The organism is Thermohalobacter berrensis, assembly GCF_003609645.1.
In the GTDB taxonomy this organism is placed as follows: Bacteria; Bacillota; Clostridia; order Tissierellales; family Thermohalobacteraceae; genus Thermohalobacter; species Thermohalobacter berrensis.
Window position 1 is genome coordinate 494,545 of sequence record NZ_MCIB01000001.1, and the last position, 16,318, is coordinate 510,862.

Consider the following 16,318-nt stretch of genomic DNA (forward strand, 5'->3'; position numbering starts at 1 on the left):
TACCTCCTTTAAAGTTAAGTCAAAAATAAAAAAAACCTTTGTCCCCTATAGGGAAGAAAGGTTTCCTTCTCTTATCAACATAAAATTGATACCTATAGAGGTATCCTCTTCTTTAGTATACCATAAAAAACTCCTCTTTAGTTAATTAATAAAATTATTTCTAATCAATTTGTTAAAAATAATTTAGCAAATAATTAACTAATTGTCAACTGTATCATCTGGATTTTCTTCATTTTTATTTCTAGTTACTTTACTTTTTACTTTATCGACTGTCTTTTCAGCCATTTCATTTATATTGACTACTTCACCATTTTCTTTAACAATTTCAACTGAAGTTTTAGATAATAATGCTGTAGTTAACCCTAATGCTGCAATAGGTGGTGATAATAATGCACCTATGGCACCAGCTGTTACTGGTATGTTCATTATTACCTCCCCATCTTTTTTTAGTATAATTTTTGTAACATTTCCTTTTCTAATTGCTTCTTTTAAAGTTTCCATAATTTCTTCGCCTTTTGCAGACATATTTGTACTCCAAGATTTTTCATTTTCTTCTAAATATATAAGAGCTTCTACAACATCACCATTACTTTTTTCTAAAGCTTCCTTTGCTTCTTTGTAACTAACACCTGTTCTTTCTCTAATAGTATCAATTTTTTCTAAATTAATATCCATTCCCACACCTCCTTATTTTTATTTTATTGACTTAATAAAGTCTAATGATTTAAAATCTCTTTTATCAATATATGTCATTAAATAATTTTTTAATATTCTTTCTATTATTATCATGTTTTCAGGTTTTATTTTATAATCATGTAGTTCTTCTAATTTACTGTATAAAAGAAATTCCAGTATTTCTTGTATTTCTTTAGTTATATTTTCACCAGTTATACCTTTTTCAATACATTCTTTACATAGAATTCCACCATTAGTTATACTAAATTTCATTTTTCCTATTAAATCTTTATTACATAATATGCATTTTTTTACTTCTGGTTTATATCCTAAAAAACTTATATATTTTAATTCAAAAGCTCGTACAAATTTTTCATAATCCCTATCTAATACTTCAAATATTTTTAAAGTCTTTAGTAACAATTGAAATATTTTCTCGTTTGACTCTTCCTCTGTAATACCTGAATCTACCAACTCTATCAAATAAGTTGCATATGCTAGCTTGTTTAAGTCTTCTCTAAGACTATAAAAAGTATCAATTACCTCACCTTGGTTTATATGGTAAAAATTTCTACCCTTATATAAAATAAAATCACTATAACAAAAAACTTGGGTGCTGGATATTAAAGAACTTTTTGGCTTTCTAGCACCCTTTGCTATAGCTTGTATTTTACCGTTTTTTCTTGAAAAAATAGTAAGTATTTTATCAGTATCTTGAAATTTAGTTTGTCTAAGTACTATTCCTTCAGTTTTTACAAGCATTTCTTCACCTCAAAGCTATAAACTTTGTGCAATCTTCTCCTTTTTATATTGTTTCTCTTTTTTGTTATTTATCTTAAGACTTTCTTTATAATAAAGATAAGCATTTATATTACCTTTAGCCTGGAATATTTTCCACATTTCATCCCTTAACAATTTAGTCCCTCCTAATAGACTCTTTTGTTTAATAGTTTGCTACCTAATAAATCTTTTATTCGATGTAATTTGTTCTATTTTTGTTAATAGAATTTAAATGTGAAAAATATCAGGCATAATCTTTATCTATTTATACCCAAAGAATTTAACAATATTTTCCTTTTCTCTCCAATTTTTATTTACTTTTACCCATAACTCTAAAAATATTTTACTTCCTAAAAGCTTTTCAATATCATGTCTTGCGTCTTTTCCGATCTTTTTTAGCATTCTTCCATTTTTCCCTATTATTATTCCTTTATGTGAATTTCTCTCACATATTATTGTTGCGTTTATATCTACTATATCCTTATCTTCCCTTTTTCTTATCCTTTCAATATCAACAGCTATGCCATGTGGCACCTCTTGACTAAGATGTAACAGGGCTTTTTCCCTAATTATTTCTGAAATAATAAACCTTTCAGGCTGATCTGTAATCATATCTTCTGGGAAATATTGTGGACCTTCAGGTAGTAAATTCTTAATAACTTTAAGTAATTTATCAATACCAAAATTATTTATTGCAGAAATAGGTATAATTTCTTCAAATATATTATATTTTTTGTAATTATCAATTATAATATCTAATTGGTCATCCTTTAATTTATCAATCTTATTAATAACTAATATTTTGGGAGTTTTTATATCTTTAATTTCATTTAAAATATATTTATCCCCTGCACCTATTTTCAAGCTATTATCTGTCATCATAACAATCATATCAACTTCACTAAGACTTTCCTTAGCTACTTTAACCATATACTCTCCTAATTTATTTTTAGGTTTGTGTACCCCTGGAGTATCCAAAAAAACAACTTGAAAATCATCTTCAGTATAAACACATTGTATCTTGTTTCTAGTAGTTTGAGGCTTATTTGATATGATAGTTATTTTTTCTCCAATTATTTGATTTAATAGTGTAGATTTACCTACATTCGGCCTTCCAATAATACTTGCAAATCCTGACTTGTACATTATTTTCTACTCCTTTCTTATTATAAATCATCTGGTCCAAAGCTATTAGGTAGTAAATCTTCAAGGGTATATTCTTTATAATCATCTTCAGATTTTGCAATAATAACTTTTATATTTTTTCCAAATTCACGGATAACTTGTCTGCAAACCCCACATGGATATGTGTAATCTTTTTTTGAATCTCCCACAATAGCTATAGCTTTAAAATCTCTTTCTCCTTCAGAAACTGCTTTAAAAATTGCTGTTCTTTCTGCACAGTTTGTTGGTGTAAATGATGCCGATTCAATATTACAACCAGTATAAACATTTCCGGATTTAGTTAAAAGTGCAGCACCTACTTTAAAGTTTGAGTAGGGTACATATGCATTTTTTTTAGCTTTTATTGCTTGCTTTATTAATGATTTTATGTCCATTCAAAATCCTCCTATTTTATTGTAATATTAGGATTTGCTTTCGTTACTTGAATCCAAGTAACTCCTGGGTTTAGTCTTATTTCATTACCATTTTTGTCAATATACTTTGTTTTACTTCTTTTAGTATCTTTTTCCCAGGTAATTTCTATTGCCTTTCCATTTGTTATATACATTCCCTTTCCCTTTCCTATTAAATCTATTGAAAGTCTTCCTTTGTTATCAATAACTCTAGTTTTTGCTTCTTGAATTATAATGTTTTTAGCTATTATTTCTTCATTATTATATTCATCTATGTGTAGTTTGCCATCTTTATACCTTTTATATACTTTCTGTTCTTCATCGTATACGTATTTAGTCACATTATTAGGAAAATATTTAATTATAACTTCATTGGCTTTAATACCATCTATTTGTATATCTTTTTCATTAAATTTTAAGCCTTCAAATTCTCCTTTATTCCTGTACCTTCTCTCTTTTTGCGTTCTTCTAATAACATCTATATTTGTGTATAAGTTATTTGGTGCCCTCTTTCCAGTTTTATAGTATCTCCAAAAAACATCAGCTTTACTAGCAAGTGCATCAATATCAGCAAGTCTTAATTTTTTTATATCAGATAAAGCCTGTTGACTCCCTCCACAATGAACATAAACAGCATCATATTCTAATGAGGTTGTTATAAAATATGGTCTTGCACTCCTTACAGGACCAATATGTTTTGGGTCATTCTTTAAAAACATAGCCATATATCTAGTATAGGGTCCTTCTACTAAAAATTCATAAATGATTTCTGCTTTACTTAATCCAGCCTGCCATCTAGCTCTTGGATGGTTATCAATCATTACTGCTACTGGTCTTCTTTTTATTTTTTCCTCAGGACCATACAATCCACTTAAAGGTGAAGGGACTCCCTCTTTCTTAGGTACATCTTCTTTATTATTTAATAAATCTTGTTCATTCTCATCTTCAGAGTCACTCTTTTTTTCATCTAATTCATTTTTAGTTTCTCCTTTACTCTTTAAATTATCTGTATTAGATATTGTATCTTCACTTTTGCTACAACCTATTAAAGAAAATACCATAGGAATTATTAATAATATTAGTAGTATATTTCTTTTTTGCATATATATCACCTACTCTATTTTTTTAGATTCTTCAATCTTCTCTATTTTTATTTGTTTTATTCTTCGGTTTACTACACTTGTTACAATCATTTTATATCCTCTATATTTGATAAAATCTCCCTTTATAGGAACCCTTCCTAATGTACTAAACACAAATCCCCCTAAAGATTCAAAATCTTCTTCTGGTAAATCAAGATTTAATTGCTCATTTATTTCTTCTAATGAAATTTCAGCTTTTACTAAATATTCACCTGTTTTTTTCTTCTCAATCAAATCTATTTCATTATCGAATTCATCTAATATATCTCCGACTATTTCCTCTAAAATATCTTCTATAGTTACAAGACCTTCTGTTCCACCATATTCATCTAAAACAATAGCCATATGAATTTTATTGTGTTGAAATTCCTTTAAAAGCTGACTTACTTTTTTGGTTTCAGGTACATAATAGGCTTGACGCATTAGTTCTCTTATAGTTTTATTGGTTATTTTATCCCTTTTAGTAAAAAAATAAGGTAAAATGTCCTTTGCATATAATATACCAATAATATTATCAATTGTATCCTCAAATACTGGTATCCTAGAATGACCAAATCTAATAATTAAATCTAGAGCTTCTTCAATGGTTGCATCTTCTGATATTGCTACAATATCTATTCTGGGAACCATTACTTCTGTTACATCTATATCATCAATCTCAAAAACTCCCTCAATCATTTCTTTTTCTTGATGTTTTAAAACCCCTTCCTCTTCACCAACATCCATAAGAGATTTCAAATCTTCTTCTGTAATAAAGGGTTCATTTTTAGACATATCTCCTCCCATTATCTTTATCGTAATGGAAGTAATTTTATTTAATATAAAAATTATAGGTTTAAATAATATAGACAGTTTTTCTAGAGTATATCCTACTTTTGCTGAAACCTTTTCAGGATTTTGATTTGCAAAAGTTTTTGGTGTAACTTCTCCAAATATTAATATTAATACGGTCATAATACCTGTAGCTATTAAAGTACTGCCTTTCCCTTTAAATATCTCAACAATTAACTCTGTCATAATTGCAGTTGCAGCAATATTAACTAAATTGTTTCCAATTAAAATTGTAGCTAACATAGTGTTCATTTTTTTCTTTATTCTCTTTAGTATTTTAGCTGCTTTTTTATCATCCTCTTCTAGCTTTTTCAATCTAATTATATCCATAGAAGTTAAAGCTGTTTCAGAGCTTGAAAACACTCCAGATAAAATTAATAAAACTAATAGTATAACTAAACGGACATATAATTCGATATCCGACAAGTATAATCCCTCCTAAATTAACCAATAAACTGAAAAATTAATACAGTAATAAGTATCCCTAAAATAGCTCCAGCAAATACTTGGATTGTCGAATGTATTTTTCCTTCAATTCTACTTTGTGCTACTAGAACTGCAATTATAAAACTTAATGTAGCTACAAGGGTACTCTTAGCAATGAAAGTTATTGATGTAGCTACAGAAAATGCTATTGCAGCATGTCCACTTACCAGTCCTCCCTTAAAGGGTGTCCCGTAACCTGTTTTTGTTTTAATTGAAATAGTAAAAATAATTACTAAAATAATACTAATAAAGGTCAAATGGACCGATGAATTTTTAATTTTTAATATCATTAATTTAGTATATGGACTTACCCTATCAAAAAATAAAAGATATGCTACAACTATTGAATTAAATGCAGCTATTAGCACTGCTCCAGCTGCAACATTTTTAGATATTTTTGCTAAAGGATGGTATTCCTGTGTAAACAAATCTATTGCTTTTTCGATAGATGTATTTATCATTTCAGCTATTATTACCAAGGCAATAGTAAAAATTAATAATAATAATTCAATTCTATTAAAATTAAAAAATAAGCTTAAAAGCAGTACAAAAAAAGCAGTAACAAAATGAATTCTCATATTTTTTTGAGTTCTTAATGTATATATAATACCCTCTACTGCATAATTAAAACTATCAATCAGTTTTCTTACTTTCATAAAAAACCCCTTTTTCTAGGAAAAATTATAAAAAATTAATAAATTAAATTTATTATAAAATCTAATATTCTATTCTTCTCTAAATATACCTAATTTTCTCATTACCTGTTTTTCTTTTGTTCTCATAATTTTCTTTTCATCTTCTGTTTTATGGTCATAACCCATAAGATGAAACATACTATGGGCAGTCAAGTATGCAATTTCCCTTTTTATAGAATGTCCATACTCTTTTGCTTGTCTAATTGCAGTAGGTGCAGATATTACGATATCTCCAAGAATAGGTGTATAATCAGTTACTTCTTCATCATCTTCCATTGGAAAAGATAAAACATCAGTTGGTTTATCCTTCCCTCTAAAATCTCTATTTAAAATTCGAATTTCCTCATCATTTACAAAGGAAATACTTATTTCATAATTTTTATTTTTTCCCTCTAAATTTAAACATTCATTTACTACTTCCTTAACTATTTTTATAATTTCTTCATCTATTTTTATTTCCTCTTGCCTATTATCTATTAGAAGCTCCACTTAGCTTTCCTCCTTTTAAATCTTTTAAATCAAGTTTAGGATACTCTATTCTTTCATGAAATATTCCTAATAAGACATTCGAAAAGGCATTAGCAATTACATCTAAATCTTTAAGGGTTAAATTACATTCATCCAATTGGCCATCATTTAATTTATTTTTGATAATTTCTCTAACTAACTTTTCAATTTTTCCCTTCGTAGGATTTTTCATAGACCTTACTGCAGCTTCAACTGAATCAGCCATCATAATTATAGCTGCTTCTTTAGTTTGGGGCTTAGGTCCATCATACCTAAAGTTATCTTCATCAATATGTTCATTATTTTCACAATTTAGTGCTTTATGATAAAAGTAAGCAACTAAAGTATTTCCGTGATGTTCTCTAATTATATTAGTTATAACGTTAGGTAGTTTATATTTTTGAGCCATTTCTACTCCATCTTTAACATGACTAGTAATAATTAAAGTACTTAAACTTGGATTCAATTTATTATGAGGGTTTTCATTATTAAACTGATTTTCCTTAAATAAATAAGGCCTTTTTAATTTCCCTACATCATGATAATATGCTCCAACTCTAGCTATAAGTGTATTACCCTCAATTGCTTCGGCAGCAGCCTCACTTAAGTTTCCTACTATAATACTATGATGATATGTTCCAGGGGCTTCTAGTAATAGCTTTTTTAATAATGGATGGTTGGGATTTGAAAGCTCTAATAATTTTAAAGGTGTAAGAATACTAAAAATACTCTCCCATAATGGTAACGAACCAATAGTTAATATAGAACTAAACAATCCATTTAATAACCCATAAATAACTTTACTTAATAGTTCCTGAATTCTAACATCAGCAATTAACCCAAATGAAAGTATTGTAAGAACATTAGCGACACCTACTATTAAACCAGTTAAAAAAATATTATGCCTTTGATTTGTGTTTATAACACCAAAGGCTCCAACGGTTCCACCAATTAGCAACATAATAATATTATTTACGTCATTACCAGTTATCATGCCAATTATAATAGCCAGTACAAAGTTTATTAATATAGCTAACTTGGCATCAATTAAAATTGAAATTAACATAGTTGCAGCGGATATTGGAATAAGATAACCAGAAATTCCACTTATACCTTTAGAAATAAGAATGACTGATAATATAATTATTGAAAGAATTACTAAATGTTTTACATCATTAATAGTTCTTCTTTCAAAAATATATAAATAAGAAATAACTATACCCTCTAATAACAATACAATAAAAAGGGTTCCAATATTTAAACTATAGTCAATTCCATTTTTCTCCTTTAATAGCCCTGTGCTTTTTATTAACTCAAATATTCTTTCATCGACTTTTTCACCTTTTTTTACTATTAATTCTCCTTCTTTGACAATAACTGGTGATATTTGTTCTGCTGCTTCTCTTCTTTTTTGGTCTGTTGTTTCTTTATCTAGAAAACGATTAGGTCTTATACTTTTATTAACAATATTAATACCTAGTATCTTTAAATTTTTAGGTAAATCATCTAAACTATTAAATATTTTCTTTACATTTTCTTTTTCGTATTCAAGTTCTTCCTTTTTTATACCTGTTCCCATTATTTGTGATAAAATATCACTTATATTACTTTCAAGCATATTTAATGACTCTTTTGAAGCTTTCAATGCAGCATTATAGTTTTCATTTGTCAAGTCAATATTAGAATCTTGTGCTAATAACTTTACTTTTGTTTCAAAGGTAGTATCTTCATATTCTTTTACTTCATAGACTAATTCAAAAAATTCTTTTATTTCATTTTTTACTTTTACTTGTATTGATGGGTCTACCCTATGTCTTGGTTCAACTTCTTCCATTACTTTAAGTTTTAATTCTCTAGTCTTTACACTATCAACAATATCTTTTGTAGCTCTTACATCTTTAGGAGCAATATCTCCGATTTCAACACTTATTTTTTCTTGAGCTATGTTATTAACAACAATTATAAATAATAAAATAGTAAAAACTGTTACCAGAGTTATTTGTTGCACAAAGGTCTTTTTAAAAAATTTTAAAAAAGTATTGTTAGAAAGTTTGTCCAGTTTTAACTTAATATAAGAGAACATAATTTTTCCCCCGTAATTTTATTCTTCCCCTTTTTTATTCTCATATCTTTCATATGCCTCTATTATTCTTTGAACAAGCTGATGTCTTACAACATCATGGTTTGTTAATGTAATAAACTCTATTCCTTTAATACCATTTAATATTTTCATCACTTGCTTTAAACCAGAAGATTTACCCTTAGGTAAATCCGTCTGAGTTACATCTCCAGTAATTATAGCTTTAGAACCAAAACCTAACCTCGTTAAAAACATCTTCATCTGCTCAGGTGTAGTATTTTGGGCCTCATCTAATATAACAAATGATGAATCTAGTGTTCTTCCCCTCATATAAGCAAGAGGGGCTACTTCAATTAAGCCTTTATCCATTAATTTTGAGTATTTTTCAGGTCCTAAAATATCAAATAATGCATCATATAGAGGTCTTAAATATGGATCTACCTTTTCTTGAAGATCACCAGGTAAAAAACCTAACTTTTCTCCAGCTTCCACAGCAGGTCTTGTCAAAATAATTCTATTTACTTCTTCATTCTTAAAAGCCGTTACAGCCATAGCCATTCCAAGGTAAGTTTTCCCTGTTCCTGCAGGACCAATTGAGAAAACAATATCATTTTTCCTTACTGCATCTATATATCTCTTTTGACCAAGGGTTTTCGGTTTTATACTTTTACCTTTGGCAGTAATACAAACCACATCATCTAATAATTGTTTTATTTTATCTTCTTGTCCTTCACAAACTAATTTTATAGCATACCTTACTCTTTGTTTTGTCAGCCTGCCTTCAGTTTTAATCATTTCTAGTAGTTTAAAAATTAGCTTCTCAACTATAGAAATATTTGGTTCATACCCTATAATTCTTATTTCACCCTGCCTTGAAACAATGTTTACATCAAATTCTTTCTCAATAATTTTAATATTTTCATCAAAATTCCCAAATAACTCTCTAGTATAATCTACTTCTTCTATTAAGATATTTTTTTCTTGAGTTTCTTTTGTCAATATTAATCCTCCCTACTATAATTAATTTTTTGTTTAATACCAATTTCCTCTATAACTCCTATATTTATTTTAGTAATTAAAGTATTATCTTCTATTGAAAATTCAACATCTTTTGAAACAACTCTAGCGTTTTTGGGTAGTTTATCCATTATTTGTTGAACACCTTTAACAGTTGTCTGTTGCTTAAGTGAATCAACATTTTGTTTAACTCTTTCTACTTCTACCTCTCTATATTCATGTATCAAAATCTTTGTGGGAAGTTTCATATCTCCCCACTTCAAGATATTTTTTTCCTTAGTTTTCTTTATATAGTTATTAAACGGTATGTCTCCTTCCATCATTTGAATTTTCTTATTACCTATTTTAATTTCCCTAGATTTATATATTCTTCCAGTTTCATTCTTTATGATTTTATATATAGGTTCTCTAATTTCTAATTTATACCACGTCTTTCCATAGATAGTACCTTCTGAATGAACTAAAAGTGGATTTTCAAGTTTTGGATCCTCTATTATTCCTGATATCAGTATTTGCCCCTTTTTTACTATATCTCCTTTTTCAACTACACTTTTTCCATTTTTAGCTATAACCTTCTGAATAACTGCTTTTTTCTTAGCAACTATATGACAAGGAACATTTTCTTTTATCTTTTTTATTATTTTTTCTCTTTCTTTAATATCAACTATTAGTTTTGTACCTTTTATTTCTACATGGGCATAGGATATAACATCTAAATCTGTTAATAGCATCCTTTTAAGTTCTTGAGTATCAATATTATACTTTAATATACCTGGTTTTATACCTAAACTTTGCAAATAGTCTATTATATACTCATCTTCTATTTTTTCATTATTTATAACATCTATACTCCATATAAAAGAAGTCAAAAAAATCACTATAGCTAAAGCTATAACAAAACCAAAAGCAAGCATCTTTCTATATCTTAATTTATGGACTAAAAATGGATATCCTTTTTTCTCAACTATTGAAACTCTACATCCAACTTTTTTAACAACATCTCTCAATTCTTTAAAACCTTTTATTCCTACTTTAGCTTCAAGTGTTGTATAATCATACCTAACTATATCCCATAGATAAATACCCTTTGCTATTGCTAAATTAATAAATTTTTCCAAAGTCAAACCTTCAATTTTAATAATAACATATCCTCTAAAATAATTCCATATTCTTATTACTAACAAGTATAACACCCCTTAAGTATCAAATTCAACTGATTCAATTTCACCAGCTATTATTATTTCTTCAGTTACTATAGTTCTAATACTTAAGTTTTTACCAATAATTCTTAATAAACCATTATTTGTGTTAATTCGTATTCTCTGCTTATTATATTCAATAATACCTTTATGATTTTCTATATAAATTTGTAAATTACCAATCATAGTAATCTTAGGCAAATCCAAAACTATATCTTTAGGTAACTCTAACATTTCAGATAAACTTTCTTTTACTTCCTCTACTTTTTTACTCACAAAAAGCCCTCCTCCATATATAAAATTTATGTATATATAACAATTAGTATTACTGATTTTAAATGTTAAATAAAAAAGAAAAAATTTATCCTTTTATTGTTAAATACAAATTTACAAGCAATACAAAAAATAAAAGCAGGCGATTGCCTGCTTTACTCTAATCCTTTAGGTTTTTTTAGTATCTCTGCCATAAGTATACCCTTTATTATCTCATCTTCCTTAAAACTTAACTTAACATTTCCAATTCCTATTTCATTTTCTCTTATCTCATCCCTTATTTCATCTTTTTTTACATCTTCTTTTTTATGCCTATTTTTATCCTCTATAGTACAATCTATATTTCCTTCATCTTTAATTTTATCAATTCCCTTTTCAAGGTTAGTTTCCATATATTCACTTGGTTTATTTGTTTTTTCATCTTCAACATTAAAGGTAACTGTATTTTCAGCTTTTTCTATTCTTTTTTTATTAATAGTATTTACTTTTTTTCTTTGCTTTATATTTTTTTTAGCATTTATTTCCTTTTTATCTTTTAAAGATTTTAAAATAATTGGGATTCCTATTATAAAAAAAACCTTAAGTATATCACCTAAAAAATCCATATACTCACATCCCTAAATTTTATCATTACCCCTGTTATTCTTTTCATCTGATTTATTTAGCTTAGATATTGCATCTCTCATATCAGTATCTGCTAATATATTTTTAAGTTTATAATAATCCATTACACCTATATTTCCATCTTTTAAAGCCTTAGAAATTGCCAGTGGTACTTCTGCTTCTGCCTCTACAACTTTAGCCCTCATTGATTGAACTTCAGCCTTCATTTCTTGCTCTCTTGCAACTGCCATTGCCCTTCTTTCCTCTGCCTTAGCCTGAGCAATTCTCTTATCAGCTTCAGCTTGGTCTGTTTGTAACTTAGCACCTATATTTCTACCAACATCTACATCAGCAATATCTATTGAAAGAATCTCAAAGGCAGTCCCAGCATCTAATCCTTTATCCAAAACAGTCCTTGAGATACTATCTGGGTTTTCTAATACCTTTTTATGGCTTTCTGCACTACCTACTGTTGTTACAATACCTTCACCAACCCTTGCAATTATTGTTTCTTCTCCAGCTCCACCAACAAGTCTTTCTATATTTGCCCTAACTGTAACCCTTGCCTTTACCATTACTTCTATTCCATCTTTGGCAACAGCAGCAACCTTAGGTGTTTCTATAACTTTAGGATTAACACTTACCTGAACAGCCTCTAATACATTTCTACCTGCTAAATCTATAGCAGCAGCTCTTTCAAACTGTAAATTAATATTAGCCCTTTGGGCTGCTATTAAGGCATCTACTACACTGTTAACATCTCCACCTGCTAAATAATGGGCTTCTAGCTTATCTACACTTAAATCTAGACCCGCTTTTGTTGCTTTTATTAATGGTCCAACTATTTTAGAAGGGATTACCCTTCTTAGCCTCATACCTACTAGTGTAAAAAAGCCAATTTTAACTCCTGCAAAATACGCTGTTATCCATAACCCAACTGGTATAAACGTAAATAGTATTGAGAAAAAAATAACAGCAGCAATAATGATTATAAGAATAAAAATAATACTACTTGGCATAAATAAAACCTCCTTAAATTTTCCTTACAACAACTCTAGGTCCTTCTACTTTTAGTACCTTTACTTTAGAACCCTTATCTATATATCCTCCTTCAGTTACTGCGTCTACTCTATCTCCATCTATTTCTATTGTTCCTGCTGGTCTTAAAGAGGTAATTGCTATTCCCTCTTTATTTAAATAGTTTTCCCTTGAAGCTATACTAACATAACCACTTTTATTTTCTTGTTTAGAAGATAATATAATTCTATCTAAATAGGGACTTTTGTACCCATATTTTAATAGTAATATTGCTATTACAATAGTTAAAATTATGGATATTCCAACAGAAAGGATACCAATTTCTATATTATCTGAGGCTAATACAATACTTACAACAAAAAGGGCTATTCCACCAATGCCTGGCACGCCAAAACCTGGTATTGCAGCTTCGATTAATAATAAAGCTAGACCAGCTATAAATAAAATAAGCACTCCCCAACCAGTATTGCCAGCAAGGATACTTCCTCCAAAGAATAGAGCAAAGGAAATAAAACTTATAGTCCCCCCTGCACCAAAACCTGGTGTAAAAACTTCTATTAGAAGACCTATAAAGCCTATAAATATTAATATTCCAGATATGTACGGATTTGTTAACATGTTGGCTAATTTTACTCTCGCATTTGTTTCTATCTTAATGATATTATTATATGAGATATTTAATTTATCTAAAAAATTATCATATTCATTTGAAACTAAGTCTATAAAGCCTAATTGTTCTGCCCTTTTATAACTTAAATTTAAGAGTTTTCCCTTAGCAACTATATCATCTATCTCAATATCTTTATCTGCCATAGCTGCTACAAGTTGAGGGTCTCTACCTCTTTGTTGAGCAGTTGCCTTTAACGTTTCAACCCACCATGACAATATTTTTTCTGTATTAGGTATTGTTTCTGCTGACCCAATAGTTGCCCCTTCAGCCATTACAATTTTGTCACAAGCAATTGTGATAAGTACACCTGCTGATTCTGCTTTTGTATTTACAAAAGCTATAGTAGGTATTTCTAAATTCATGATTAAATTTTTTATATCTTCAGCTGATTTTACTAATCCACCGTATGTGTCAATTTCAAAGACTATTGCCATAGGTTCTTTATCAATAATCATATCTACATTTTTCTTTATAAATTGATAAGTAGCTTTATTTATTTCTCCCTTTATTGGAATAACATAAACATCTTTTGAGTTTTCTGCAAATACTGAAAAAGAGCTAAAAATAAAAAAAATTACAAGTAGAAAGCTAATTATGGTTTTGTTTGACTTCACTAAATCACCTCCTTTAATTATCATTATACTATATTTTGTAAATTATTAGTATGTTTATGTAATAATAAATATATGAGAATATTAATATAAACAAGATAGTTTGCAAATCTATCAATATTATATGATATAATATTAAAGAGTTTCTAAAATTATAATTTTACTCTACATAATATATATTAATTCTTAAAAATTAGATATTATATAGGAGGTAACCTATGGATAGCAGAAAACTCGCTCTACTTACCGATTTCTACGAACTAACTATGAACCAAATTTTCTATGAAAATCAGGACCATAATCAAAGGGTTGTTTTTGATATGTTTTACAGAAAAAATCCTTTTAATGGTGGATATGCAGTTTTTGCAGGACTTCAACAGCTTATTGAATATATAAAAAATTTAAACTTTTCCCCAGAAGATATAGAATATTTAAGAAATCTTAATGTTTTTGATGATAAATTTCTTAATTATCTAAAGGATTTTAAGTTTACTGGAACTATATATGCCGTACCTGAAGGAACAGTTGTATTTCCTAAAGAGCCATTAATTAGAATAGAAGCACCAATAATTCAGGCACAAATTATAGAGTCAGCAATTTTAAATATAATAAACCATCAAACTTTAATTGCAACTAAAGCTGCTAGAGTTAAATGGGCTGCAAAAAATGATACTGTTTTAGAATTTGGTTTAAGAAGAGCCCAAGGACCTGATGCTTCTGTATATGGTGCAAGGGCAGCAATAATAGGTGGCTGTGACGGAACTAGTAATGTTTTAGCAGGCAAAAAGTTTAATATTCCTGTAAAGGGAACCCATGCCCATAGTATGGTAATGTTTTATGAAGATGAACTTACTGCTTTTAGAAGATTTGCTAAAAAGTATCCTGATTCTTGCTTATTACTTGTCGATACTTATAATACTCTCAAAAGTGGTGTGCCAAATGCTATAAAGGTTTTTAAAGAAATGAGAGACGCAAATATTAAGCCAAGATTATATGGTATCAGGCTAGATAGTGGTGATCTAGCATATTTATCTAAGGAAGCTAGGAAAATGTTAGATGATGCAGGTTTTAAGGATGCTGTAATAAGTGCATCTAGTGACTTAGATGAATATCTAATCCAAGAGCTAAAAATTCAAGGAGCTAAAATTTCTGTATGGGGAGTAGGAACAAAGCAGATAACAGCAAAAGATGATCCTGCCCTTGGAGGAGTTTATAAACTGGTACAAATTCAAAATGGAGAAAAGGGAATACCTAAGATAAAACTTTCTAACAATCCTGAAAAAATTACTAACCCTGGTAAGAAAAAGGTTTATAGAATATATGACAAAAAGACAAATAAAATTATTTCAGATTTTATTACTTTAGACAATGAACATTTAGATGAAAACTCTACTTTAACTTTATACGATGAAACACATAGATGGAAGGTAAAAACACTAAAATCAGGTACCTACAAGCTTAAAGAACTATTAGTTCCTATCTTTATTAATGGAGAATGTGTCTACAAAACACCTCCAGTAATGGAAATAAGAAATCATTGTCAGAGAGAACTAAATACATTATGGGAGGAATACAAAAGGCTTACTAACCCTGAAGTTATGCATGTATGTTTATCAGACAACCTTTATAATTTAAAGGAAAAATTAATTTATGAAAGTATGAATAGTAAATAAAGCACAAATCCAATTTTGGATTTGTGCTTTACTTATTTAAGTACCTATTAAATTCACATATTATTTCTTGATAAACTTTATTTAAAGGAATCTTTAAATCTTCTGCAATTTTTTTGCACTCTTCGTATTCTGGTGCATATTTTATAGTTTCTCCATCCTTTAATGCTTTTTTAATCGTAACAATGCCATACTTAGTTTTAATTTTTGTAAACTCTCTATTTAATTTAACCCTTTCAATTTTATATTTTCTTATTCCTAAAGTTGTAGTTTCAGTAAATAATATTTCTTCAAGCTTACTACAATTTTCTTCATTACAAAGAACATTTATCTTTATACCTGGTCTATTTTTTTTCATGATAATATTAGTTAAATAAACATCTAAGGCTCCCTTCTCCAACAGTAAAGGTATAATATATGAGTAAGATTCTGGATTCATATCATCTATATTTGTTTCAAGCATA

General features: G+C 28.4%; 18 protein-coding genes. 1 reads left to right on the forward strand and 17 read right to left on the reverse strand.

Translation table 11 applies throughout. The features are described from left to right. Positions 1-198: 198 nt before the first annotated feature. The 16 genes from BET03_RS02585 to BET03_RS02660 all read right to left on the reverse strand — a co-directional run bounded on the left by BET03_RS02585 (position 199) and on the right by BET03_RS02660 (position 14,187). Positions 199-675, reverse strand: coding sequence for a DUF4342 domain-containing protein (locus BET03_RS02585; RefSeq protein WP_120166918.1), 477 nt, complete (start codon positions 673-675; stop codon positions 199-201). Positions 676-693: 18 nt separating this feature from the next. Beyond that, complete coding sequence (gene recO, locus BET03_RS02590; protein ID WP_120166920.1) at positions 694-1,437, reverse strand: DNA repair protein RecO; 744 nt, start codon at positions 1,435-1,437, stop codon at positions 694-696. Positions 1,438-1,452: 15 nt separating this feature from the next. Further along, entirely contained in the window at positions 1,453-1,590 is a 138-nt protein-coding gene (locus BET03_RS02595) for a YqzL family protein (protein WP_120166922.1), read from the reverse strand. Between the two features lie 126 nt (positions 1,591-1,716). Continuing rightward, positions 1,717-2,601: a GTPase Era gene (era, locus tag BET03_RS02600; protein ID WP_120166924.1), complete on the reverse strand. Its 885-nt coding sequence runs from the start codon at positions 2,599-2,601 to the stop codon at positions 1,717-1,719. 20 nt (positions 2,602-2,621) lie between these two features. Further along, positions 2,622-3,014, reverse strand: coding sequence for a cytidine deaminase (locus tag BET03_RS02605; RefSeq protein WP_120166926.1), 393 nt, complete (start codon positions 3,012-3,014; stop codon positions 2,622-2,624). Positions 3,015-3,025: 11 nt separating this feature from the next. Continuing rightward, positions 3,026-4,135, reverse strand: a complete 1,110-nt coding sequence (locus BET03_RS02610) for a DUF3048 domain-containing protein (protein ID WP_120166928.1) — start codon at positions 4,133-4,135, stop codon at positions 3,026-3,028. 9 nt (positions 4,136-4,144) lie between these two features. Then, positions 4,145-5,431 carry a hemolysin family protein gene (locus BET03_RS02615; RefSeq protein WP_120166931.1) on the reverse strand — a complete coding sequence of 429 codons (1,287 nt, stop codon included), beginning with the start codon at positions 5,429-5,431 and terminating at the stop codon, positions 4,145-4,147. Positions 5,432-5,448: 17 nt separating this feature from the next. Beyond that, positions 5,449-6,147, reverse strand: a complete 699-nt coding sequence (locus tag BET03_RS02620) for a diacylglycerol kinase (RefSeq protein WP_120166933.1) — start codon at positions 6,145-6,147, stop codon at positions 5,449-5,451. Positions 6,148-6,216: 69 nt separating this feature from the next. Then, positions 6,217-6,675 carry an rRNA maturation RNase YbeY gene (gene ybeY, locus BET03_RS02625; protein WP_120166935.1) on the reverse strand — a complete coding sequence of 153 codons (459 nt, stop codon included), beginning with the start codon at positions 6,673-6,675 and terminating at the stop codon, positions 6,217-6,219. Next, entirely contained in the window at positions 6,656-8,776 is a 2,121-nt protein-coding gene (locus BET03_RS02630) for an HD family phosphohydrolase (protein WP_120166937.1), read from the reverse strand. Before BET03_RS02630 ends, ybeY begins: the two co-directional genes overlap by 20 nt. An 18-nt stretch (positions 8,777-8,794) precedes the next feature. Continuing rightward, positions 8,795-9,772, reverse strand: a complete 978-nt coding sequence (locus tag BET03_RS02635) for a PhoH family protein (protein WP_120166939.1) — start codon at positions 9,770-9,772, stop codon at positions 8,795-8,797. Between the two features lie 2 nt (positions 9,773-9,774). Further along, complete coding sequence (gene yqfD / locus BET03_RS02640) at positions 9,775-10,974, reverse strand: sporulation protein YqfD (RefSeq protein WP_120166941.1); 1,200 nt, start codon at positions 10,972-10,974, stop codon at positions 9,775-9,777. Between the two features lie 12 nt (positions 10,975-10,986). Further along, positions 10,987-11,265 carry a sporulation protein YqfC gene (gene yqfC, locus BET03_RS02645; protein WP_120166943.1) on the reverse strand — a complete coding sequence of 93 codons (279 nt, stop codon included), beginning with the start codon at positions 11,263-11,265 and terminating at the stop codon, positions 10,987-10,989. 152 nt (positions 11,266-11,417) lie between these two features. Then, entirely contained in the window at positions 11,418-11,867 is a 450-nt protein-coding gene (locus tag BET03_RS02650; RefSeq protein WP_120166945.1) for a hypothetical protein, read from the reverse strand. Between the two features lie 12 nt (positions 11,868-11,879). Then, positions 11,880-12,884 carry a flotillin-like protein FloA gene (gene floA / locus BET03_RS02655; protein ID WP_120166947.1) on the reverse strand — a complete coding sequence of 335 codons (1,005 nt, stop codon included), beginning with the start codon at positions 12,882-12,884 and terminating at the stop codon, positions 11,880-11,882. A 13-nt stretch (positions 12,885-12,897) separates the two neighbouring features. Beyond that, on the reverse strand, positions 12,898-14,187 hold the full coding sequence (locus BET03_RS02660; RefSeq protein ID WP_243096837.1) for an NfeD family protein: 1,290 nt from the start codon (positions 14,185-14,187) through the stop codon (positions 12,898-12,900). Positions 14,188-14,402: 215 nt separating this feature from the next. Between BET03_RS02660 and BET03_RS02665 the strand changes: the two genes are divergently transcribed. Continuing rightward, positions 14,403-15,857: a nicotinate phosphoribosyltransferase gene (locus BET03_RS02665; protein WP_120166951.1), complete on the forward strand. Its 1,455-nt coding sequence runs from the start codon at positions 14,403-14,405 to the stop codon at positions 15,855-15,857. A 28-nt stretch (positions 15,858-15,885) separates the two neighbouring features. On the opposite strand, the gene larC2 is transcribed toward BET03_RS02665, so the two are convergent. Further along, entirely contained in the window at positions 15,886-16,317 is a 432-nt protein-coding gene (larC2, locus tag BET03_RS14090; RefSeq protein WP_279230315.1) for a nickel pincer cofactor biosynthesis protein LarC2, read from the reverse strand. Position 16,318: the final 1 nt, after the last annotated feature.

What these genes read in the sequence shown, in the direction of transcription:
- BET03_RS02665 (WP_120166951.1), top strand. Translation starts at nt 14,403, where the DNA reads ATGGATAGCAGAAAACTCGCTCTACTTACCGATTTCTACGAACTAACT.
- BET03_RS02610 (WP_120166928.1), bottom strand. Translation starts at nt 4,135, where the DNA reads ATGCAAAAAAGAAATATACTACTAATATTATTAATAATTCCTATGGTA.
- BET03_RS02630 (WP_120166937.1), bottom strand. Translation starts at nt 8,776, where the DNA reads ATGTTCTCTTATATTAAGTTAAAACTGGACAAACTTTCTAACAATACT.
- BET03_RS02605 (WP_120166926.1), bottom strand. Translation starts at nt 3,014, where the DNA reads ATGGACATAAAATCATTAATAAAGCAAGCAATAAAAGCTAAAAAAAAT.
- BET03_RS02620 (WP_120166933.1), bottom strand. Translation starts at nt 6,147, where the DNA reads ATGAAAGTAAGAAAACTGATTGATAGTTTTAATTATGCAGTAGAGGGT.
- BET03_RS02650 (WP_120166945.1), bottom strand. Translation starts at nt 11,867, where the DNA reads ATGGATTTTTTAGGTGATATACTTAAGGTTTTTTTTATAATAGGAATC.
- larC2 (WP_279230315.1), bottom strand. Translation starts at nt 16,317, where the DNA reads ATGCTTGAAACAAATATAGATGATATGAATCCAGAATCTTACTCATAT.
- floA (WP_120166947.1), bottom strand. Translation starts at nt 12,884, where the DNA reads ATGCCAAGTAGTATTATTTTTATTCTTATAATCATTATTGCTGCTGTT.
- recO (WP_120166920.1), bottom strand. Translation starts at nt 1,437, where the DNA reads ATGCTTGTAAAAACTGAAGGAATAGTACTTAGACAAACTAAATTTCAA.
- BET03_RS02585 (WP_120166918.1), bottom strand. Translation starts at nt 675, where the DNA reads ATGGATATTAATTTAGAAAAAATTGATACTATTAGAGAAAGAACAGGT.
- era (WP_120166924.1), bottom strand. Translation starts at nt 2,601, where the DNA reads ATGTACAAGTCAGGATTTGCAAGTATTATTGGAAGGCCGAATGTAGGT.